Raw genomic sequence first — 21,418 nt, 5'->3', positions numbered from 1 at the left:
CCATCAGGCGGCGAGCACGGCCTCGAACGCGCGTACCGCAGCCGCCTCGTCCCCGCCCCACACCGCGCCCGACACCGCGAGAAAATCTGCACCGGCGCGGATCAGCGGCGGCGCGTTGACCGGTGTGATACCGCCGATCGCGACGCACGGGATCTCGAACACCGTCGACCACCAGCTCAGCAGCACCGGATCGGCGACATGCTCGGTCGTCTTGGTGGTCGTCGGGTAGAAGGCCCCGAAGGCAACATAGTCGGCCCCCGCCTCGCCCGCTTCCATCGCGAGATGGCGGCTGTCGTGGCATGTGACGCCTATCTGCGCCGCTGGCCCAAGCTGCGCGCGCGCCTCACGCGGGTCGCCATCGCCCTGCCCCAGATGCACGCCGTCCGCGCCCAGCCGCTTGGCGAGCGCAATGCTGTCATTGACGATGAAGGCGACGTCGGCATCCGCGCAAATGCGCTGCAACGGCTCGGCGAGGGCCGCGGCGCTGTGCTGGTCGATGTCTTTCACGCGAAACTGGAACGCCGCGACCGGGCCTGCATCCAACGCGCGCTTCAGGCGATCGGGAAAGGTGCCACCGACTTCGAGCGGCGAAATAAGATAAAGCTGACAGCGCGGCCGACGGTCGTCGCGCTGGAATTGCACCGCGAAATCGGGGTCGAGCGGGCCTAGCGGGTCTTCACTGTTCATCCCTGCGCGATAGCGCGGTGATCGCGGCATGGAAAGCGGCGGGATCGTCCAGTTTGTGCGCAACCGCGTGGACCTGCCTGCCGCGCCGCGTCGGCACGGGCGGATCGAGGTCGATCACCACGCTCGGCCAACTCACCAAAGCAAGGTTCACCACGCCGCGCTGCTTCAGCGCCGCCGCATCCCAGGTCGCGCGCAAGCCCGCAATCTGGCCTACCGGAACCACGACCGACTTCAACAGGCCCGCCCGCAGCGTCAGCACGCCATCCGCAATCGTCACCGGCAGTCGCCGGAAGGAACGCAGCAACAGCGCCAGGCCGATCACCAGCGAAAGGTCGAGCACCCCCACGACCAGCGCAACCGTCCACCCGAACAGCGCGCCCACCACCAGATGCACCACGCACATCTCGACGATCGCAATACCGAGCAGTACGCCTATCATCGGCCCAAGGCTGCGATGATAGGCGAACTCTTGGGGCATCGCGTTCAGACGGCTCCCACCACGGCCAGCACGAAGCCATCCCATTTCTTCGCGCCAACGGTCTGCACCGCTGTGGCGCTCAGCCGTGGTTCGTCCGCGATCATCTTGAACAGCGCCCGCACCCCACGAACGCGCGAGTCCGCACTTGCCGGATCGAGCACCTCGCCGTCGCGCACCACATTATCGACCACGATCGTCGTGCCCGGTCGCGCAAGCGCCATAGCCGAGCGGACATAGGGGACACAATTTTCCTTGTCCGCATCGACAAACACCAGGTCGAACGGCGCTTCTCCCTGCGCGATCATCGCCTCAAGCGATAACAGTGCCGCGCCGACGCGGACTTCGACCCGTTCGCCAAGGCCAGCGCGCGCGATGTTGTCGCCCGCCACCGCCGCATGGTGCGGATCGATCTCCAGCGTCACCATTCGCCCGTCTTCGGGCAGGGCCCGCGCCAGCCAGATCGTCGAATAGCCGCCAAGCGTGCCAATCTCGAGGATGCGCCGCGCGCCGACCATCCGCGCGAACAGATGCAGCATCTTGCCCTGTGCGGGCGAGACATCGATCTGCGGCAGTCCGGCGGCGGCGTTGGCAGCGAGGGCTGCATCCAGCACCACATCGTCACCCAGCAAATGATCGACGATATAGCCGTCGACCGCCTCCCACGCCGCCCCGGACATCGGGTTTACTCCTCGCCCTTGTAGATCGCGATGATCTTGGCGAGCATCTCGAGCGCCTCGGCGCGCGGGCGCTGGAAGGTGTTGCGACCGATGATCGAGCCGTTGCCACCGCCATCGCGAATGTCGCGCGCGTCCTGATAGACCGCATCGGCACCCTTGGCCGCGCCGCCCGAGAACACCACGATCCGCCGCCCGGCAAAGCTCGCCTGCACGACATGGCGCACCCGGTCCGCCTGCTTCGACCAGTCGGTGCCCTCATAAAGGGGCTTGGCTTCCTTCTGCTCGATATGGTCGCTCGGCAGCTTCACCTTGATGATGTGCGCACCCAGCAACGCCGCCATGTGCGCGGCATAGGCACCGACATCGAGCGCCAGTTCGCCCGACTTGGGCAGGATGCCGCCGCGCGGATAGGACCAGATCACGGTGGCGATGCCGACCGACTTTGCCTCGGCCGAAAGCTCACGAATCTGCCCGATCATGTCGAACAAATCGTCCGAACCGGGATAGATGGTGAAGCCGATCGCCGCGCAACCAAGCCGCACCGCATCCTCGACGCTGCCGGTCACCGCCTGGTTCGCGCCCTGCGCCCAGCTGTTCGAGCTGTTGACCTTGAGGATCGTCGGGATCTGCCCGGCAAAGGTCTCCGCCCCCGCCTCCAGCATGCCGAGCGGTGCCGCATAAGCCGACAGGCCGGCATCGATCGCCAACTGATAGTGATAATGGGGGTCGTAGGCCGCCGGGTTGACCGCGAAGCTGCGCGCCGGGCCATGCTCGAACCCCTGGTCGACCGGCAGAATCACCAGCTTGCCGGTGCCGCCAAGCTTCCCCTGCATCAGGATGCGGGCGAGATTGGCCTTGGTTGCAGGGTTGTCCGACTCATATTTGTCGAGAATGGCCTTGACCTGTGGCGTCATCGGAAGCTCCCATTTCCTAAAGCGGTGTTGTTATGGCCGCGGGTGTTAGCGACCCCGATCCTCCGGGGCAACGCTTGACGCGCGCCTTGGGGCGCGGCACGCTCGCGGGCATCTCTGAGGGGGGAAAGCCATGCGCCGTTTTTCGAAAGTCGCACTGTCGGGCGCATTGGCGCTGGCCGCTGTCGCCTTGTTGGGCGCGGGCGGAGCGCCCAAGGTGGGTGATGTCGCGCCACCCTTCGAACTCACGCTGATCGATGGCAGCAAGGTCTCGTCAGACGCCTTGCGCGGCCAGGTCGTCGTGCTCAATTTCTGGGCCACCTGGTGCGGGCCGTGCAAGAAGGAACTGCCCACGCTCGATATGTATTACGAGCTGCAAAAAATCCACGGCCTCAAGGTGTTCACCATCGCCACCGAGGATTCGCTGCCGCTCTTCCAATTGAAGAAGCTGTTTGCGGTGATGCACATGCCCTCCGCACGCCGGATCAAGGGCAATTACCCGATCCTGAGCGGGGTTCCGACCAACTACATCATCGATCGCTCGGGCCATGTCCGCTACGCCAAGGCAGCGGCGTTCGATCTCGATTCGCTCAACGCCGAACTCGTCCCGCTGTTGCGGGAGCCGGCACCACCGACCCCGCAAAGCTGATCATCCGCGCGACAGCGCGGCGACACCGGGAAGGTCCTTGCCTTCCATCCACTCCAGGAACGCGCCACCGGCAGTCGAGACGAAGGTGAAGTCGTCCGCTGCGCCCGCCTGGTTGAGCGCGGCAACCGTGTCGCCACCGCCCGCCACCGAGACGAGCGAGCCGCTCTTGGTCAGAGCGGCGGCGGTCTTCGCCAGCGCAACCGTCGCCGTGTCGAACGGCGGCGTCTCGAACGCGCCCAGCGGCCCGTTCCACACCAGCGTCCGGCAATTCTTGAGCACATCGGCGAGTGCCTCGGTCGCAGCCGGTCCGATGTCGAGGATCATCTCGTCGGCGGCGACTTCATGCACATTGACGGTGCGGACCGGCGGGTTGGCGCGGAATTCCTTCGACACCACCACATCATAGGGCAAATGGATCGTGCAGTTTGCGCTGTCCGCTGCCTCGAAGATTTCCTCAGCCGTTCCGGTCAGTTCGTGCTCGCACAGCGACTTGCCGACATCGACGCCGCGCGCCGCAAGGAAGGTGTTGGCCATGCCGCCGCCGATGATGAGGTGGTCCACCTTGGTAACCAGATGCTTCAGCACATCGAGCTTGGTCGAAACCTTGGCCCCGCCGACCACCGCCGCCACGGGATGCTCAGGGTTGCCCAGCGCCTTGTCGAGCGCGTCGAGTTCCGCTTCCATCGCGCGGCCCGCAAAGGCCGGCAGCTTGTGCGCCAGCCCCTCGGTCGAGGCGTGCGCGCGGTGCGCGGCGGAGAAGGCGTCGTTCACATACAGGTCGCCCAGCGCCGCAAAGCGGTCGATCACCGCCGGATCGTTCTTTTCCTCGCCGCCAAAGAAGCGCGTATTCTCCAGCACGGCAATGTCGCCGGGCTGCAACGCCGCAACCGCTGCGGCATCGCCTTCCCAATCGACATAGGTCACCGGCCGACCGAGCACGACCGCATAAGGGCCAACCAGTTGCTTCAGCGACAGCTCGGCCGAGGGGACGCCCTTGGGGCGCCCGAAATGCGCGAGAATCAGCACGATCGCGCCCCTGTCGGAAAGCTCGGTCACCGTCGGTACGGTCGCGCGCAGCCGCGTATCGTCGCTCACCGCGCCGTCGTGCATCGGCACGTTGAGATCTTCGCGTACCAGCACGCGCTTGCCGCGCACATCGCCCATGTCGTCCAACGTCTTGAAGGCCCGCGTCATGTCCATCACTCCTCAAGAACCACAATTGCATCGCCGACGCGGATCGTCCCGCCGACCAGGACGCGCGAACACGCACCCCCGCGCCAATCTGGCAGCAGCGCCGCCTTCAATCCGGGGGCGAGCGCTTCCATGCGCTCGCACGGATCGGTTTCGCGCGTAATCATCAGACTACCGTTTCGCCGATCCGCAGCCGCGTGCCCGGGGTCTGCGGTAGATCAAGCCCTTCGACCAGCAAGTTCGCACGGCGTTCGAACCAGGGCAGGCTGTGGCCGACCTCGGCCATTGCCGCGTCCCAATCAGCAAGTTCGAGCAGCGTGACTTGCCGCCGTCCCCTGCCACCGGGTTTGATCACCCCGCGAAAATCGCCGTGGAGACCGCCCTCCAGTGTCACGTCGACATGGTCGACGGTCTCCATCGGACCCTTCGGGCGGCCATGGCGGGCGATGCCCGCCAGAACCCCCATCAGAGGAACTTGCCCATTGCCCCCGCAGTGTCGACCATGCGGTTGGAGAAGCCCCATTCATTGTCATACCAGCTGACGACGCGCACCAGCTTGCCGTCCATCACGGCGGTCTCCAGGCTGTCGACCGTCGACGAGGCAGGCGTGTGAACGATGTCGGCCGAGACCAGCGGCTCGTCCGAGAAGACCAGCACGCCCTTCAGCGGGCCGTTCTCGGACGCTGCCTTCAGGATCGCGTTGACCTCTTCCTTGGTCGTGTCGCGGCTCGGCATGAAGGTCAGGTCGATGAGGCTGCCATCGGGGACCGGCACGCGGATCGCCGAACCGTCGAGCTTGCCCTTAAGTTCAGGCAGCACTTCGCTCACCGCGCGCGCGGCACCGGTCGTGGTCGGTATGATGTTCATCGCGGCAGCGCGCGCGCGGCGCAGATCGGGGTGGATCTGGTCGAGGATCTTCTGGTCGTTGGTGTAGGCGTGGACGGTGGTCATCAGACCGCGCTCGATGCCCAGCGCGTCGTTCAGCACCTTGGCAACCGGTGCCAGGCAGTTGGTGGTGCACGATGCGTTGGAAACGATCGTGTGCGCCGCTTCGAGCTTGTCGTGGTTGACGCCGTAGACGACGGTCAGATCGACGCCCTTGCCGGGTGCCGAGATCAGCACCTTCTTGGCACCGGCATCGAGATGCTTCTGGCAGCTCGCGCGATCGGTGAAGAAGCCGGTGCATTCGAGCACGATGTCGATGCCCTGCTCGGCATGCGGCAGATTGGCGGGGTCGCGCTCGGCGGTCACGCGGATGCGCTTGCCATCGACGACCAGGTCATTGCCCTCGGCTGACACTTCGCCCGGATATTTGCCATGGACCGAGTCGCGGCTGAACAGCCAGGCGTTGGACTTGGCATCGGCCAGATCGTTGATCGTCACCAGTTCGAGGCCGCTATCGCCCCGCTCGAGAATCGCGCGCGCGACCAGGCGGCCGATGCGCCCGAAACCGTTGATCGCTACCTTGATCGTCATAATGCTGGCTCCTTCAAGCGGCTGACCCTGTAGCAGCGCGCCACCGAGTCCTTCGAATGCGCGCGTCTTTGCGGGCGACAGGCGGGCACGTCAACCGCCCGCCCCGTTCCGCCCTCTTCATCGTGCAATCCGAACGGATGACACGAACTCGTCACAAATGCGCCTTGTCCCCGCCTCGCGCCATGCTATCTCGTGAGGATGGCAGACGTCCCTTATCCTGCCGCGCTCGACCGGATCGACCGTGCCCTCGCTCGTATCGACGCCGCAGCCCAAGCGCGGATAACCCACAGCCAAGTATTGGCCCGCCGCCATGAAACGCTGCGCACCCGCATGGCGGAAGCCATCGCCGCGCTCGACGCCATCCTGCAGCGCGAGGGCGAGTGATGGGCGACGTTACGCTGACAATCGGTGACCGTCGCCACACCGTGGCCTGTCCCGACGGGCAGGAAGATCAATTGCTTCGTCTCGGCGCATTGCTGGACGCGAAATGGGCCACCGCAGCGCGCGCGTCGGGCGGAATGAATGGCGAACGCACGATGCTGTTCGTCGCCCTGATGCTGGCAGACGCCCTGGATGAGGCGGAACGTCGCCCCGCCAAGATCCAGGACGAGGTCCTGCTCACGCGCATCGCCGAACGGCTCGAAGCGCTCGCCACATCCCTTGAGCAATAGCGCACAAGCGCCTATATCGGTCGGCGGCGGGCACTGCCCGGTACGAGCCTTTATTATCCCTGAGGCTATTCATCATCCAAGGGGGCTGTCCCTGCCCGGGCCCTGGCCCGACGCACATGGTCCCCACCTGACGTACCGTGCGTCAGAGGATAACCCGGCACACGGCCACGGCGGTCCCGCCACCCCGCTTTCCCGTGGCGCTCAGGCCACGCATTGGCCATCGCCGGACGAGAGACCGTGATGCAGACCACGATCGACAAGCGGGCGTTGCGCGCGCGGATTCGCGCCGAGCGCGACCGCTTTTTCGGCCAATCCCCCGCACCGATCGCGGCACCGGCGGCCTTGCTTGCGCTGCTGGAACCGGGGCGGATCGTTACCTCCTACATCCCCATCGGCAGCGAAGCCGATCCCCAACACCTCGCCGCTGCGGCACTGGCCGCAGGCTGCCGTCTGGCTTTGCCCCACATAACCACGCGGGAAGCGCCCATGCGCTTTCTGGGCTGGGATGGGTACTCGGCGCTTGTCGAGGGCCGGTACGGGCTCTCCCAGCCTCCCAGCGACGCGCCAGAGGTAGTCCCCGACATCATCCTCACGCCGTTGCTGGCGTTCGACGCGAAGCTCGATCGGCTGGGGCAAGGTGCGGGCTATTATGACCGCGCCTTTGCGACGTTTCCCGACGCTTGGCGGATCGGGGTTGCGTGGAGCGTGCAACAGGTCGAGTCCTTGCGGACCGAAGCGTGGGACATGCCGCTCCACGCCGTCATCACCGAATGTGGATGGATTCCCCGACCATGACCCCAAGTTGGCGTAAACCCGTCGGGATGCTGGCGATTCTGGTGTTGATCGGCGTGTGGTGCATCCTGGTTGCCAGCCTGTCTCGCCTGGTCGGCGGCTGGCATCCATTGTTGCAGGCCGCATTCTATCTGATCGCTGGCATCGCCTGGATCTGGATCCTGCCGATGCGGCGCATGCTGGCGTGGATGGAGACAGGGAAATTTCGCTGATTCCCCCTGGGCATGAAGGGGAATGGCGCGAGTGACGGGGCTCGAACCCGCGACCTCCGGCGTGACAGGCCGGCGCTCTAACCAACTGAGCTACACCCGCTTGAGAAGCGAGAGGCGCGGCTCCTAAGCGACGCCCCCTACCCTGTCAATGACCTCAGGAGAACACGATACGATTGTTCGTCGAACGTTCAACACTAATGCCTGAACCCAGGCTGCAGGACGTCAAAAAATTGAGGGGATATCGCGGCCTTCCCAAGCAATTTGCGGGGAATGGCGCGAGTGACGGGGCTCGAACCCGCGACCTCCGGCGTGACAGGCCGGCGCTCTAACCAACTGAGCTACACCCGCTTGAAAAGCGTGAGGCGCGGCTCCTAAGCGACGCCCCCTAGCCTGTCAACGCTCCGTTTCACTTTCTTCGAAAGAAGCATCGACGCGGCCGCGACGCGGTCGGGTCAAGGTGCCGTGTTCAAACAGAAAACCTGCAATATCCGGCTTGCCTGCTGCCCCCAGCACGGTCTGGATGATGATCAGCAAGGGCACCGCCAGCAGCGTGCCCGCCGTGCCCCACACCCAGCTCCAGAAACTGATCGACACCAAAATCATGATCGGGTTGATGGTCAAGCGATGCCCGACAATCAACGGCGTGACCGCATTCGCCTCGATCAAATGGCACCCGATCATCACAAAGGCGGGCACAAGCGCGACCCAGATGTCGTGGAAGGTCATCAATCCCCCCAGCGCGAGTAGCAACGCCGCCGTGATCGGGCCGAAATACGGGACGTAGTTGAGCAAGGCGACGATCCCCCCCCACATCAACGGATAGGGCATTCCCATCACCCACAACACGCCGGCGATGATCAGGCCGAAGGACAGGTTGATGATCGTAATCGTACCAAGATAGGCCGACGTATCGTCCACGACATCCTGAATGACCCGCGCCGTCGCCATTGCCCCGCCGAAGCTGGCGCGGCTGGTGATCGTCTTCTTGCGTAGCCCGGTCCAGCCCGAGAGGAAGAAGAACACCACCAGGATCCCGAAGAACACCTGCACGATCACCGATGGCGCAAAACTCGCGGCGAGCTCCAAGATCGAACTCGGCGGTGCGACTGCAGTGGTGGCCGGTGCCCGGACCGGCCCCGATGCAGCCAGATGTTGCACCGTGCGATTGAGATAACGCTCGAAACTCGAATAGAAATCGATCAGGGGCGCGATGTTCATCTGGATCCGGTCGATCCGTTCAGGCAAGCGACGAAAAAATTCCGTCGCGGGAACTACGATCGCCGCCAGCGCAACGTTTGCCGCGACCAGAAACAACAACACACAAATCAACGCAGCGAGCGCAGACGGCACGCGCCGTCGCTCAAACCATTCCAGAACAGGAACCAAGGCGATCGCGATCACCAAAGCGGCGGTGGTTGGCAGAAAGAACTCGGCCCCTGCCTTCAACGCAAAGGGCAGCGCCAATGCCAGGCCCACGCCGGCGATCAGCGTCAGTGCGGCCAACAGGCGATCGCGCCGCAATCCAATGCGACGTTCCTCCTCAGTGTCATGCGCACGCGTCGCGGTCAGGCCGAACGCGTCGCTCTTGCTTTCATCCCGATCTGCCATGTCCCGTTCCTAGCGGCATTCCCTCGCCGCGCAAACCGCGCTAGCCCTTGTCCCATGTCAGACCTCATTCTCGTTATAGACGAAGGCACGACCTCGACGCGTGCCATGGCTTTTCGCCTCGACGGCAGCTGTGTGGCGACGGCGGGCGCAGAACTGACCCAGCATTATCCCGAACCCGGGCGAGTCGAGCACGACGCGTCCGAGATCTGGACAAAAACCCTCGCGGTCGCCCGCACGGCGATAGAAAAAAGTGGGGGGTGCCGAAAAGATTGCCGCGATCGGCATTACCAACCAGCGCGAGACGATCGTGTTCTGGGACCGCGAAACGGGCGAACCGCTTGCCCCCGCGATCGTCTGGCAAGACCGGCGTACCGCAGCGACCTGCCGCTCGCTGAAAGAGGCGGGCAATGAGCCGATGGTGCAGGCCAAGACCGGCCTTTTGCTCGACCCGTATTTTTCGGGGAGCAAGATCGGCTGGGCGATGGCGCATTGGGATGCCGTAAAAACCGCCGGATCGCGACTCGCTGTCGGCACGGTCGAAAGCTGGCTGATCTGGAAGCTGACGGGCGGCCTGCACATCACCGACGCCACCAACGCCAGCCGCACCGCGCTGATGGCGATCGGCAGCGGCCATTGGGATGACGGACTGATCGAGCTGTTCGGTGCCCCCCGCTCGGCCTTGCCCGAAATCGTCGATTGCGCCGGGCATTTCGGTGAAACCCGGTTGTTCGGCGCGCCCATCCCGATCTGCGGCATCGCCGGGGATCAACAAGCGGCAACCATCGGCCAATCCTGCCTCGAGATCGGCGAGACCAAGGCGACCTTCGGCACCGGCGCATTTGTCCTGAGCCAGGCCGGGCCGATCCCGCCGACCTCGCGCAACCGGTTGCTCTCCACGATCGTGTGGCAGATTGACGGGCGACGCGCTTATGCGCTGGAGGGCTCGGTATTCGTCGCGGGCAGCTTGATCAAATGGTTGCGCGACGCGGTCGGCCTGATCGGCACCGCTGCGGAAACCGAGATACTGGCGCGCAGCGTTCCCGACAATGGCGGAACCTTCCTCGTACCGGCCCTCTCCGGCCTGGGTGCGCCGTGGTGGGAACCCGAAGCGCGCGCCGCCATCTCGGGCTTAAGCTTTTCGACCGGCAAGGCGCATATCGTGCGCGCCGCGCTGGAGGCGATGGCGCATCAGGCGCACGACCTGAAAACCGCCTTTGCTGCGGACGGCGTCGACTGGGCGTGTGTGCGGATTGATGGCGGGATGGTCGCCAATAACTGGATGGCGCAGGACATGTCCGACATTCTCGGGGTCAATGTCGAGCGCCCCAAATTTGCCGAGACAACCGCACTGGGCGCGGCGATGCTGGCGGGAGTCGGCTGTGGCCTTTTCGCCAATCTGGCAGAGGCCAGCGCGATGCGTGGACACGTTGAAACCTTCACCCCGCAAATCGCCGAGCAGACCCGCGTCGACCGACTCGACGGGTGGTGCCGCGCGGTCCAGCGGGTTATCGCGCCGAACTGATCGACCGCCTACCACGACACGCCCAAAATCGCCGGGGGGACCTTGATGACCGACGCCGACACCGCTCAGCCCCGTGACCGGGGACTCCGCCGCATTTTCATCGGTAACGACGGGCTACGTGCGGGGTGGAGTCTGCTGCTGTTTTGCCTGATCCTGACCGTGCTCACGATCGGCGCGGTGGCTGCGGCAACCTTTATCAACGGAAAGCCTCCCCACCCCCCTTCAGGTGCGCCGCAAGGCGTCATCCCATCGATCAAGGGCGAAGCGCTCACCTTCGCGGTGCTGCTCGTCACCTCTTGGCTGATGTCGCGGATCGAGCGTCGCCCCTTCGCTGCTTATGGCCTGCGCCGGGAGCGCGCTGTGCCCGATCTGCTCACCGGCATGGCCTGGGGCATTGCCATGCTGTCGCTGCTGGTGGGAATGCTGACGCTGTCCGGCGCGCTGGTGTTCGACGGCTTCGCGATCGGCGGCAGTGCGGCGCTGGGGTATGGCGCGGCGTGGTTCTTCGCCTTCTGCCTGGTCGGCCTGTTCGAGGAATTTCTGACCCGCGGTTTCCTGCAATACACGCTTGCGCGGGGTGTCGCGGGAATTGTGCGCGCCGTGGCTCCCGCCAGCAAAAACGCCCGCACGATCGGGTTCTGGGTGGCGGCACTGGTCTTCTCGGTCGGGGTTTTTGCGGGCGGGCATCTCGCCAATAAGGGCGAAACGGCGATGGGGCTGGTCAGCGTCGCCCTCGCCGGGCTCACCTTCGTCTATGTGCTGTATCGCACCGGGTCGCTGTGGTGGGCGATCGGCTTCCACGCAACGTGGGACTGGGCGCAATCCTTCCTGTATGGCGTGCGCGATTCCGGGCTGGCGATGGAGGGGCACCTGCTTGCCTCGCACCCGGCCGGGGCCGCGTTGCTTTCGGGCGGCGAAACCGGGCCGGAGGGGAGCATCCTGGTGGTTCCCACGCTGCTGCTGACGGTGTTTATCATTCACCGCACGCTGCCGCGTCGCGCGGCCGCGTTCGACGCCTGATCGCTCAGGCGGCGGCGCGATCCTCAAACAGGCCCTTAAGGTCCTTCTTCAAGATCTTGCCGTTGGCATTGCGCGGCAGCGTTTCGGGAACGAAGCGGATCGCCACCGGCGTCTTGAACACCGCCAGCCGCTCGCGCACCCACGCCTGCAATTCCGCCTCGGTTGCGGTCGTACCTGGGGCAAGGTGGACCACCGCCGCCGGTTCCTCGCCCAGCGTGCGGTGCGGGATGCCGATCAGCGCGCAATCGGTCACCGCCGGATGCGCATAGAGCACGTTCTCGACCTCCGATGAGTAGATGTTCTCGCCGCCGCGGATGATCATGTCCTTGGCGCGATCGACGATATAGACGAAGCCTTCCTCGTCGAGCCGTGCGAGATCGCCGGTGCGCACCCAGCCGTCGACGAAAGTGGCGGCGGTCGCCTCCGGCTTGTTCCAATAGCCTTTGACCACCATTGGCCCACGCGCCCACAATTCGCCGACCTCGCCGATCGGCAGCTCGGTGATACCGTCTTCGTCCATGATCTTGAGGTCGCAACGGGCACCGGCGGCCCGGCGCTGGTCGGCCGCGCAAGATAATCCTCGGCACCGTGTCCGGTCACCGTCGCCATCGTTTCGGTCATGCCCCAGCCGTTCGACGGCAGCGCGCCAAATTCGGTGTAGATCCGCCGCACGAGCTCGGGGGCCGATGGCGCACCGCCATAAGCGATCATCTCCAGCGAGGAGAGGTCATATCGGGCGCGCTCAGGATGCTCCAATATCTGCCAGGCGATCGTCGGCACGCCGCCGGTGGCGTGAACCTTCTCCGTCTGAATGATCTCCATCGCGCGTACCGGATCCCATTTGCGCATGAACACCAACGTGTTGCCTGCCGCTATCGAACCCATCATCGTTGCGCTGCATGCCGTCACATGGAACATTGGGATGACGGTCAGATAGGTCCTTGGTTGCGGGTCGGGTACAGCTTCGCCACGCCGCACAAAGCGCGTGCGCCGCCAAAAGCCGAACTGAGGATATTGGTCATCAAATTGCGATGCGTGCCGAGCGCCCCCTTCGGATTGCCGGTGGTGCCGCTTGTGTAGAAAATCGTCGCGTCGTCGTCGGTCGCAATCTCGATCGGGGGCAGTTCCGTGTCGGGCAATTGCGCATAGTCGTGCGGCGTGCCGATCAGATCCTCGAGCCGCTGTGCGCCGTCGCCGACCAGGCCCGGCGCGCGCGCCACGATCATTGTCTCCAATGCGGGCAAAGGCGGGGCGTGCGCCACCAACCGCTGATAGCGTTCGTTATCGACAAACAGCACACGGCACCCCGAATCATCGATGCCATATTCGAGCTCGCCTGCGGTCCACCACGCATTGAGCGGCACCACGATCGCACCGATGCTGGCGGCGGCGAAGAAGATTACCGGCCATTCGGGCAAATTGCGCATCGCCAGCCCGACACGGTCGCCCCTGCCGATTCCCATCGCGACCAGCGCATGCGCCAGCGCAGCCACCGCGCGAAAATTCGCCGCATAGCTGACGCGTTCATCCTCATAGACGGTGAACAGTCGCTCGCCATGCATCCGCGACGCGGCGATCAGCCACGCGAGCGACGGCGGCGCATGTTTCCACACCCGCGTCGGAATACCACCGATCGTCACCGTCTCGATCTCGAACTTGGTGCCAGCCGCCGTCAGCGCGGCGGTCGCCTGCGCCAGTGTCATTTTCGGCCATGCCGGATCGAGCACGACAAGCGGTTCTGTATCCACGATGCATCCTCTTCCCTAGCCGGTCGCACGCCCGAGTTGAAACTCGGGTTTGCCAAAACCAGCGCTGATCGCAAGGTTAGTGTTGATTCATGCGTGACTCAAGGCAATAGGGGAATAGGACTTTCGAAGTGAGGGTATGGAAATCGCTATGGGCAGAACGATGCCGGAGATCGGACGATTCGACGCTGCACGGCTGGAGCGGATCGATACTTTCCTGAAGGAGCGCTATCTCGATTCCGGGCGGCTGGCCAATGCGCAGATCCTGATCGCACGCGGCGGCGACATCGCGCACTTCTCCTCGCAAGGGCCGGCGCGCGAGGGCGGCAAAAGCATCGACGAAGGGTCGTTGTTCCGCATCGCCTCGATGACCAAGCCGATCACCTCGATCGCCTTCATGATGCTGCTGGAGCAGGGCAAGGTCGCGCTCGACACGCCCGTCCATCACGTCCTGCCCGCGTTCAAGGGAGTCGGCGTGTACAATGGCGGCGGGGGTGGCGTGCCATTCCAGACCCGCCCGACCAGCGAGCCGATGCGGATGCTCGACTTGCTCCGCCACACATCGGGGCTGACCTACAGTTTCCAGAACCGGTCCTATGTCGACGCCGCCTATCGCGAGGGCAAAATCGAGAACTGGCACGGCAACCTCGATCTGGACGGTTTCATCGAAGCGGTCGCGAAAGTGCCGCTCGAATTTTCGCCCGGCGAGGCATGGAATTATTCGGTCTCGACCGATGTGCTGGGCGCGGTGGTCGAGAAGGTTTCGGGTCAGTCGCTCGCCGACTTCTTCCGCACGCAGATCTTTGCTCCGCTCAAGATGGACGACACCTTTTTCGCGGTGCCCGAAGACAAAATCGACCGGCTCACCGATTGCTACACCTTCACCCCCGAAAAGGGCCGCTTCCTGTATGACCGCGGCGAAGCGAGCGCGTGGAGCCGCCCGCCCAAGCTGGTGTCGGGCGGCGGCGGCCTGGTTTCGACCGCGCTCGATTATCATCGGTTTTGTACGATGCTGCTGAACGGCGGCGAGCTCGACGGCGCGCACATCGTCGGGCGCAAGACGATCGAACTGATGACGATGAACCACCTGCCAGGCGGCTCGGATCTGTCGAAAATGTCTAAGTCGCTGTTCAGCGAAACCGCCAATGCCGGCACCGGTTTTGGTCTGGGCTTCGCGGTCAACATCGATGTCGCGCGCTCGATGATTCCGGGTTCGGTCGGCGAATATTATTGGGGCGGGATGTTCTCGACCGCCTTTTTCGTCGATCCGGTCGAGCAGTTGTCGATGGTGTTCATGACGCAAATGAGCCCGAGCAATGTCTACCCGATCCGCCGCGAGCTGAAGACGTTGATCTACAGTGCGCTGACCTGATTTTCCGTCACCCCGCGCCTTGTGCCGGGGTCCACTCATCCACCAGCGCTTTTCTAGAGAGGCGCGGTGGACCCCGGCACAAGGCCGGGGTGACGCTTAGGAGAATGCCGATGACTAGCCCGATCACCACCGAACTCCACGACGACGTCCTCGTCATCATCTCGAACAACCCGCCCGTAAACGCACTTGGCGCGGCGGTGCGGCAGGGGCTGGAGGCCGGGATCAAGGAAGGCCTCGCCAACCCGCAGGTAAAGGCGATGGTGATCCGCTGCGATGGCCGCACCTTCTTCGCAGGGGCCGACATCACCGAATTCGGCCGCCCGATGCAGGAGCCGGGCCTGCCGACCGTGGTCGACATGATCGAAGCCGCAGACAAGCCGGTGGTCGCCGCAATCCACGGCACCGCGCTCGGCGGCGGGTGCGAGGTGACGCTCGGCTGCCATTATCGCATCGCTGTCCCCAGCGCGAAAATCGGCACACCCGAGGTCAAGCTTGGCCTGTTGCCCGGCGCGGGTGGCACGCAGCGCCTGCCACGCATCGCGGGCGTGAAGCTTGCGCTCGAACTGACCGCCAAGGGTGATCCGATTCCGGCAAAGCTCGCTTTGTCCGCCGGGCTGATCGACCGGATTGCGGGCGAGGACAGCTTGGTTGCCGACGCGATCGCCTTCGCGCGCGACGTCGCCGATGCGCGCCCCTTGCCCCGCGCGCGCGACAAGACGGCCCAAGCCGATCCCGAGGCGGTTGCGGCGTTCAAAAAAGACAACGCCAAGCGCTTCCGCGGCTTCGACGCGCCCGCTGCCAATATCGCCTGCGTCGAAAAGGCAACCGACGGCTCCAGCTTCGACGAAGGCATCGCCTTCGAGCGGCAGGAATTCATGAAGCTCATGATGGGCGTGCAGTCCGCCGCGCAACGCCACATCTTCTTCGCCGAGCGCCAGGCCGCCAAGATCGACGGCATCGATCCCAAAATCCCGCTCCGCGAGATCAAGCGCGTCGGCGTCATCGGCGCGGGCACGATGGGCGGCGGCATCTCGATGAACTTCCTGTCCGCCGGCATCCCCGTCACGATCGTCGAAATGGCGCAGGACGCGCTCGACCGAGGCACCGGCGTGATCCGCAAGAATTACGAAGCCTCCGCCGCCAAGGGCCGCTTGAAGCCCGAACAGGTCGAGGCCGCAATGGGCGCGCTGACCCCCACGCTCGACTTTAGTGCCCTCGCCGAGTGCGACCTCATCATCGAGGCCGTGTATGAGAATATGGACGTGAAGAAGGAGATCTTCACCAAGCTCGACGCCATCGCCAAGCCCAAGGCGATCCTCGCGTCGAACACCTCCTATCTCAACATCGACGAGATCGCCTCGGTGACCAAGCGCCCCGGCGACGTGCTCGGGATGCACTTCTTCTCGCCCGCCAACGTGATGAAACTGCTCGAGGTCGTGCGCGGCGCACAGACCGATGACGATGTGCTCGCGACCGTCATGGCGCTGTCCAAGACGATCCGGAAGGTCGCGGTGGTCGCCGGGGTGTGCGACGGCTTCATCGGCAACCGAATGCTGAAACCCCGCCAGGTCGAAGCGATGAAGCTGCTGCTGGAAGGGGCGACGCCCGAGCAGATCGACCGCGTCCACGTCGCCTTCGGCATGCCGATGGGGCCGTTCCAGATGAGCGATCTCGCCGGCGTCGACATTGGCTGGCATCGCGACCCGACGCGCATCGAAAACATCCGCGACGCGCTCGCCGCCGAAGGCCGTTGGGGGCAAAAGACCGGCAAGGGCTTTTACGATTATGACGAGAAGCGCAACCCGACGCCCTCGCCCCGCGTCGCTGAAATCATTGAGGATTTCCGCTCGAAATCGAACCTGCAAAAGCGCGAGATCAGCGACGAGGAGATCGTCGAGAAGACGCTCTACACCATGGTCAATGAAGGCGCGTTGATCCTCGAGGAGAAGATGGCGCAGCGCGCGTCCGACATCGATGTGGTGTGGATCTATGGCTATGGTTGGCCGGTCTATCGCGGCGGGCCCATGTTCTGGGCGGATACCGAAGGGCTCAAGAAGATCGTGGCCGGGCTCGAAAAACACGGCTTCGCGGTGGCGGAGCTGCTGAAGAGCAAGGCCGAAAGCAACGGTCGCTTCAATTGAGCGCCGCGCTCGCGGCGAACGGCGCGAGCGCACGAGACGAATGGAGGAGACGATATGACGGACCTCGACACCTTCCGCGCCGAGACGCGCGCCTGGCTCGAAGCGCATTGCCCGCCCGAAATGCGCGAGCCGATCCGGTCGGAAAAGGATGCCTGCTGGGGCGGCCGTAATCCCGATTTCCAACCGGGCCAGAAGGCGTGGATGGATGCCATGGCCTCGCGCGGCTGGACCGTGCCCGATTGGCCGACGGCTTATGGCGGCGGCGGCCTGTCGCCTGCCGAAACCAAGATTTTGCGCGAAGAAATGGCAGCAATAAAGGCGCGTAATCCGCTCAATTCCTTCGGTATTTCCATGCTCGGACCGGCGCTGCTCAAATATGGCACCGAGGAGCAGAAGCTCGATTATCTCCCCAAGATCGCACGCGGCGAAATCCGTTGGTGCCAGGGCTATAGCGAACCCAATGCCGGCTCCGATCTCGCCAGCCTCGCCACCTCGGCCGAGGACGCGGGCGACCATTATATCGTCAACGGCCAGAAGGTTTGGACGTCCTATGCCGACAAGGCTGACTGGATTTTCTGCCTGGTTCGCACCTCTAAGGAGTCAAAGCAGGGCGGCATCAGCTTCGTGCTGTTCGACATGGCCTCGCCCGGTGTTTCGACCAAGCCGATCCTGCTGATCTCGGGCTATTCGCCCTTCTGCGAAACCTTCTTCGACAATGTGAAGGTGCCCAAATCGCAGCGTGTGCATGAGGAGAATAAGGGCTGGGATGTCGCCAAATATCTGCTCGGCCATGAACGCGAAATGATTTCCGGTATGGGCCTGGCAGGAAACGGTGGTAACCCGTTGATCGAAGGTGCGATCGCGACGGTTGGGCTCGACCATGACGGGCGCTTGGCCGATCCGCTGCTGCGCGCGGCGATCGCGACGTTCGAGGTCCGCTCCCAGGCGTTCGGGGCGATGTCCGAACGCTTTATCGACGAGTTGAAAGCAGGCCGCGCGCACCCCGCGCAACCCTCGATGATGAAATATTACGGCACCGAGCTGAACAAGGCCCGCCATGAACTGCAAATGGCGGCAGGCGGATCGAACGCGCTCGAATGGGAAAGCGACGCGTCGGGCGGCGGGCGTGAGGCGCGCGCATGGTTGCGAACCAAGGCAAATTCGATCGAGGGCGGGACGAGCGAGGTACAGCTCAACATCATCGCCAAGCGGATCCTGGAATTGCCGTCGTAAAATCGAGGGAGCCGTCACCCCGGCCTTGTGCCGGGGTCCACTTCTCCCACCAGCGGCTCGGCCCGAGGCGCGGTGGACCCCGGCACAAGGCCGGGGTGACGCATTGTTAGGACTGACACATGCCACTCTATCTCAACGACGATCAGACAGCGCTTCAGGACACGATCCGCGACTTCGTCGCCGACCATGCGCCGGTGACGCACATGCGCGCGCTACGCGACAGCAAGGACGCCGCCGGATTCAGCCGCGACCTGTGGAAGAGCTTCGCCGAAATGGGCTTTACCGGCATTTTGATCGACGAAGCCGAGGGCGGCCTTGGGCTCGGCCATGTCGAGGCGGGCGTGGTGCTGGAGGAAATCGGCCGCAACCTGTCGCCTTCGCCCTTCCTCGCCACCGCCGTCGCCGCGGTCGAAGCGCTCAAGGGCACCGCCCATGCCGCGCGCTGGTTCCCCGGCATCCTCGCGGGTGAAACCGTCGCCGCTCTTGCGATCGACGAAGCTGCCAAGCATCGCGACACGATCGGATTGCAGGCCGAACGCTCGGGTAACGGCTTCAAGCTCACCGGCAAGAAGCAATTCGTCACCCACGGGCATGTCGCCGATCTGCTGATCGTTGCCGCGCGCACCACAGGCAATGCCGACGATGCCGAAGGCATTACGCTCTTCGCCATCCCCAAGGGTGCCGCCAACCTGACCGCGACGCCCGAGCGCCTCGCCGATGCCAGCTTCGCCGCGCGGCTCGAATTCGACGGCGTCGAGGTCGATGCCGACGCGGTGATTGGCGAGGTCGATCATGGCCGCTCGCCACTCGACCGCTTGCTCCGCGCCGGACGCACGGGGGCCGCCGCCGAGCTACTCGGCGTCGGTGGCGGCGCGATGGACATGACGGTTGGCTATCTCAAGGAACGCAAGCAGTTTGGCGCGTTGATCGGCAGCTTTCAGGCGCTGCAGCACCGCGCCGCGCATCTCTATTCCGAGATGGAGGTCGCGCGGGCGGCGGTACTGAAGGCGCAACAGTTGCTGGACGCCGGGAGCGATGCCGCCGACACCGCCGTGTCGGTTGCCAAAGCGATGACGGGCATGGCGACGACGCTGTCGGTGCAGGAAGGCGTCCAGATGCACGGCGGGATCGGCATGACCGATGAATATGACATTGGCTTCTACATGAAGCGCGCGCGCGTGCTGGCCGAGATGTTCGGCGACGCCAATTTCCATGCGGACCGGATCGCGCGGGCGGCGGGCTATTGATGGACGACCTGCCCACGCCCGCCGAGCTTGCGCAAAACCTCGTCGATTTGCTCGATGTCGAGGAGATCGACACCGATCTGTATCGCGGCATCCGCGGCAATGACGGGTTCGGGCGCGTGTTCGGCGGACAGGTCATCGCGCAGGCGTTGCAGGCAGCGCAACGCTCGACCGATGCGCCACGCGCCGCGCATTCGCTTCACGCCTATTTCATGCGACCGGGGGCGGAGGACCACCCGATCCTGTACCGGGTGGTGCGCGATTTCGACGGCAAGAGTTTCTCCACCCGTCGCGTGATCGCGACACAGCGCGGCGTGCCGATCCTCAACCTTGCTTGCTCGCTACAGATGCCTGAGGGCGGCCTCACCCATCAGGACGCGATGCCCGACGTCCCCCCACCCGAGGGCCTCACCAACGATCGCGATATCCGGCTCGCAATGATCGACCGCATTCCCGATCGCTTCCGTGCCAATTTCCTGCGCCCGCGTATGGTGGAAATTCGCCCGGTCTCGCCGCGCAGTTGGTTGGATCCGGTCAAACAGGCACCGTTCCAGAACAGCTGGTTTCGCGTCGTTGCGCCGATTCCCGATGATCCCGCCCTGCACCGCGCGGTGCTCGCTTATGCCTCGGACATGTCGCTGCTCGGCACGGCAACGCTGCCGCACGGTGTCAACTGGCTCACCCACAAATTGCAGAGCGCCAGCCTGGATCACTCGGTGTGGCTGCACGAGGATTTCCGCGCCGACGACTGGTTGCTCTATGCCTGCGACAGCCCCTGGGCGGGGCATGCGCGCGGGTTCAATCGCGGCAAGATTTTCACGCGTGACGGTCGTCTGGTCGCCAGCGTCGCGCAGGAAGGGCTGATCCGCCTGCGCGAATGAGCTGATCTTCCGTGCACCCCGAGCCCGTCAAAGGGCCATCCCCTATGCGATGGCGGTGCCTGGGCGAGGAGGGCTTCGACAGGCTCAGCCCGAACGGATTTGGGCGTTACACGGCGGTCTTGCCATAGTCCTGCCGGGTAACCGGGTGGCTGCTGGATAGCCCGCCATCAACCGCAATCGCCTGCCCGTTGACATAGCTTGCCGCATCCGATGCCAGGAAGGCAGCGACTTCCGCCAGTTCCTCGGGCTGCGCGCCGCGTCGCAGCGGGTTCAGCCGACCGAGCCGATCCATCTTCCCCGCGTCGCGCGCATAATCGAAGGTGGGCCTGGTCATGCCCGTCTCGGTCAAGCCGGGGCAGATCGCGTTGACGCGGACATTCGATCCCGAAAGCTGCTGCGCCGACACCATCGCCAGGTTGATAACGCCAGCCTTGGATGCGGAATAGGCCGGCGACCCCGCGCCCGAGCGGATGCCCGCGACGCTCGCGGTCAGCACGATCGCGCCACCGCCACGCTCGGCGATCTTGGGTGCGGCGTGTTTGATCGCGAGGAACGGACCAATCAAATTGACGCGCAGCACTTCGGTGATCAGCGCGACATCGGTATCGAAGATATTCGCCATCCCACCGGAAATCCCGGCATTGGCGAACATGACGTCAAGACCCCCATAATATTCGCACGCGACATTCACCGCGCGCACCACGTCCTCCTCATTTCCGGCATCGATCCGGATCGCATGGGCGGTGCCGCCAGCGCGATCGATCAAATCCGCGGTTTCTTCGACCGTCTCGGCCTGGTCTGCAACGATCACCGATCCGCCCTCGCGCGCAAACAAGAGCGCCGTCGCCCGCCCGATGCCCGATCCTGCGCCCGTTACGATGATCGATTTGCCGGTAAAGCGCGCCATA

Annotated in this window: 19 protein-coding genes, 2 tRNA genes and 3 pseudogenes; 12 read left to right on the top strand and 12 right to left on the bottom strand. The window is 64.5% G+C overall.

Features of this window, described 5'->3' with window-relative positions:
• Window positions 1-3 precede the first annotated feature (3 nt).
• Genes thiE through NW75_RS13745 form a run of 4 tightly spaced genes read right to left on the bottom strand, consistent with a single transcriptional unit; the run spans window position 4 to window position 2,756 of the window.
• The gene (gene thiE, locus NW75_RS13760; RefSeq protein ID WP_033965765.1) at window positions 4-687 is read right to left on the bottom strand and encodes a thiamine phosphate synthase; all 684 of its coding nucleotides are present in this window, start codon (window positions 685-687) and stop codon (window positions 4-6) included.
• On the bottom strand, window positions 677-1,165 hold the full coding sequence (locus NW75_RS13755) for a hypothetical protein (protein WP_231565209.1): 489 nt from the start codon (window positions 1,163-1,165) through the stop codon (window positions 677-679). Before NW75_RS13755 ends, thiE begins: the two co-directional genes overlap by 11 nt.
• 5 nt (window positions 1,166-1,170) lie before the next feature.
• The gene (locus tag NW75_RS13750) at window positions 1,171-1,842 is read right to left on the bottom strand and encodes an O-methyltransferase (RefSeq protein WP_033965764.1); all 672 of its coding nucleotides are present in this window, start codon (window positions 1,840-1,842) and stop codon (window positions 1,171-1,173) included.
• A 5-nt stretch (window positions 1,843-1,847) separates the two neighbouring features.
• Window positions 1,848-2,756: a class I fructose-bisphosphate aldolase gene (locus NW75_RS13745; protein WP_033965763.1), complete on the bottom strand. Its 909-nt coding sequence runs from the start codon at window positions 2,754-2,756 to the stop codon at window positions 1,848-1,850.
• Window positions 2,757-2,886: 130 nt separating this feature from the next.
• On the opposite strand from NW75_RS13745, the gene NW75_RS13740 reads away from it, so the two are divergent.
• Window positions 2,887-3,402, top strand: coding sequence for a TlpA family protein disulfide reductase (locus NW75_RS13740; RefSeq protein WP_033965762.1), 516 nt, complete (start codon window positions 2,887-2,889; stop codon window positions 3,400-3,402).
• On the opposite strand, the gene NW75_RS13735 is transcribed toward NW75_RS13740, so the two are convergent.
• The 3 genes and pseudogenes from NW75_RS13735 to gap form a co-directional block, all read right to left on the bottom strand.
• A complete protein-coding gene (locus tag NW75_RS13735; RefSeq protein ID WP_171010437.1) occupies window positions 3,403-4,596 on the bottom strand; it encodes a phosphoglycerate kinase in 1,194 nt (397 codons plus the stop codon).
• A gap of 5 nt (window positions 4,597-4,601) precedes the next feature.
• Window positions 4,602-5,059 (bottom strand): annotated as a pseudogene (locus NW75_RS13730) (MOSC domain-containing protein).
• Complete coding sequence (gene gap / locus NW75_RS13725; protein WP_033965760.1) at window positions 5,059-6,069, bottom strand: type I glyceraldehyde-3-phosphate dehydrogenase; 1,011 nt, start codon at window positions 6,067-6,069, stop codon at window positions 5,059-5,061. The pseudogene NW75_RS13730 and the gene gap overlap by 1 nt, the downstream one beginning before the upstream one ends.
• A 198-nt stretch (window positions 6,070-6,267) precedes the next feature.
• Here gap and NW75_RS13720 point away from each other — a divergent pair, with 198 nt between their 5' ends.
• From NW75_RS13720 to NW75_RS13705, 4 genes are all read left to right on the top strand, one after another.
• The gene (locus tag NW75_RS13720; RefSeq protein ID WP_029622315.1) at window positions 6,268-6,453 is read left to right on the top strand and encodes a hypothetical protein; all 186 of its coding nucleotides are present in this window, start codon (window positions 6,268-6,270) and stop codon (window positions 6,451-6,453) included.
• On the top strand, window positions 6,453-6,740 hold the full coding sequence (locus tag NW75_RS13715) for a cell division protein ZapA (protein WP_033965759.1): 288 nt from the start codon (window positions 6,453-6,455) through the stop codon (window positions 6,738-6,740). The genes NW75_RS13720 and NW75_RS13715 overlap by 1 nt, the downstream gene beginning before the upstream one ends.
• A 240-nt stretch (window positions 6,741-6,980) precedes the next feature.
• Window positions 6,981-7,535, top strand: coding sequence for a 5-formyltetrahydrofolate cyclo-ligase (locus NW75_RS13710; RefSeq protein ID WP_033965791.1), 555 nt, complete (start codon window positions 6,981-6,983; stop codon window positions 7,533-7,535).
• Window positions 7,532-7,744, top strand: coding sequence for a DUF2842 domain-containing protein (locus NW75_RS13705; protein WP_033965758.1), 213 nt, complete (start codon window positions 7,532-7,534; stop codon window positions 7,742-7,744). The genes NW75_RS13710 and NW75_RS13705 overlap by 4 nt, the downstream gene beginning before the upstream one ends.
• A gap of 23 nt (window positions 7,745-7,767) precedes the next feature.
• Here NW75_RS13705 and NW75_RS13700 read toward each other — a convergent pair.
• The 3 genes from NW75_RS13700 to NW75_RS13690 form a co-directional block, all read right to left on the bottom strand.
• Window positions 7,768-7,844 (bottom strand) — tRNA-Asp (locus NW75_RS13700).
• Between the two features lie 171 nt (window positions 7,845-8,015).
• Window positions 8,016-8,092 (bottom strand) — tRNA-Asp (locus NW75_RS13695).
• A gap of 45 nt (window positions 8,093-8,137) precedes the next feature.
• Window positions 8,138-9,352, bottom strand: coding sequence for an AI-2E family transporter (locus tag NW75_RS13690; protein WP_033965757.1), 1,215 nt, complete (start codon window positions 9,350-9,352; stop codon window positions 8,138-8,140).
• 54 nt (window positions 9,353-9,406) lie between these two features.
• On the opposite strand from NW75_RS13690, the pseudogene NW75_RS13685 reads away from it, so the two are divergent.
• Both NW75_RS13685 and NW75_RS13680 read left to right on the top strand, forming a co-directional pair.
• Window positions 9,407-10,874: pseudogene (locus tag NW75_RS13685) on the top strand (FGGY family carbohydrate kinase).
• Between the two features lie 45 nt (window positions 10,875-10,919).
• Complete coding sequence (locus tag NW75_RS13680; RefSeq protein ID WP_033965756.1) at window positions 10,920-11,894, top strand: CPBP family intramembrane glutamic endopeptidase; 975 nt, start codon at window positions 10,920-10,922, stop codon at window positions 11,892-11,894.
• Between the two features lie 4 nt (window positions 11,895-11,898).
• Here the strand turns inward: NW75_RS13680 and NW75_RS13675 are convergent.
• Window positions 11,899-13,597 (bottom strand): annotated as a pseudogene (locus tag NW75_RS13675) (class I adenylate-forming enzyme family protein).
• Window positions 13,598-13,778: 181 nt separating this feature from the next.
• On the opposite strand from NW75_RS13675, the gene NW75_RS13670 reads away from it, so the two are divergent.
• From NW75_RS13670 to NW75_RS13650, 5 genes are all read left to right on the top strand, one after another.
• Window positions 13,779-15,011: a serine hydrolase domain-containing protein gene (locus NW75_RS13670; protein ID WP_033965755.1), complete on the top strand. Its 1,233-nt coding sequence runs from the start codon at window positions 13,779-13,781 to the stop codon at window positions 15,009-15,011.
• A 110-nt stretch (window positions 15,012-15,121) separates the two neighbouring features.
• A complete protein-coding gene (locus tag NW75_RS13665) occupies window positions 15,122-17,152 on the top strand; it encodes a 3-hydroxyacyl-CoA dehydrogenase NAD-binding domain-containing protein (protein WP_033965789.1) in 2,031 nt (676 codons plus the stop codon).
• 54 nt (window positions 17,153-17,206) lie between these two features.
• Window positions 17,207-18,385: an acyl-CoA dehydrogenase family protein gene (locus NW75_RS13660; RefSeq protein ID WP_033965753.1), complete on the top strand. Its 1,179-nt coding sequence runs from the start codon at window positions 17,207-17,209 to the stop codon at window positions 18,383-18,385.
• 119 nt (window positions 18,386-18,504) lie between these two features.
• Window positions 18,505-19,632, top strand: coding sequence for an acyl-CoA dehydrogenase family protein (locus tag NW75_RS13655; RefSeq protein WP_033965752.1), 1,128 nt, complete (start codon window positions 18,505-18,507; stop codon window positions 19,630-19,632).
• Window positions 19,632-20,510: an acyl-CoA thioesterase gene (locus tag NW75_RS13650; protein ID WP_033965751.1), complete on the top strand. Its 879-nt coding sequence runs from the start codon at window positions 19,632-19,634 to the stop codon at window positions 20,508-20,510. Before NW75_RS13655 ends, NW75_RS13650 begins: the two co-directional genes overlap by 1 nt.
• 106 nt (window positions 20,511-20,616) lie before the next feature.
• Here the strand turns inward: NW75_RS13650 and NW75_RS13645 are convergent, their stop codons facing one another.
• On the bottom strand, window positions 20,617-21,417 hold the full coding sequence (locus tag NW75_RS13645; RefSeq protein WP_033965749.1) for an SDR family NAD(P)-dependent oxidoreductase: 801 nt from the start codon (window positions 21,415-21,417) through the stop codon (window positions 20,617-20,619).
• Between the last annotated feature and the right edge of the window lies 1 nt (window position 21,418).

Origin of the sequence: Sphingomonas sp. Ant H11, from assembly GCF_000797515.1 — a bacterium.
In the GTDB taxonomy this organism is placed as follows: Bacteria; Pseudomonadota; Alphaproteobacteria; order Sphingomonadales; family Sphingomonadaceae; genus Sphingomonas.
Note: the sequence above shows the minus strand (reverse complement) of the source record. Positions and strands in the feature narration are given on the sequence as shown.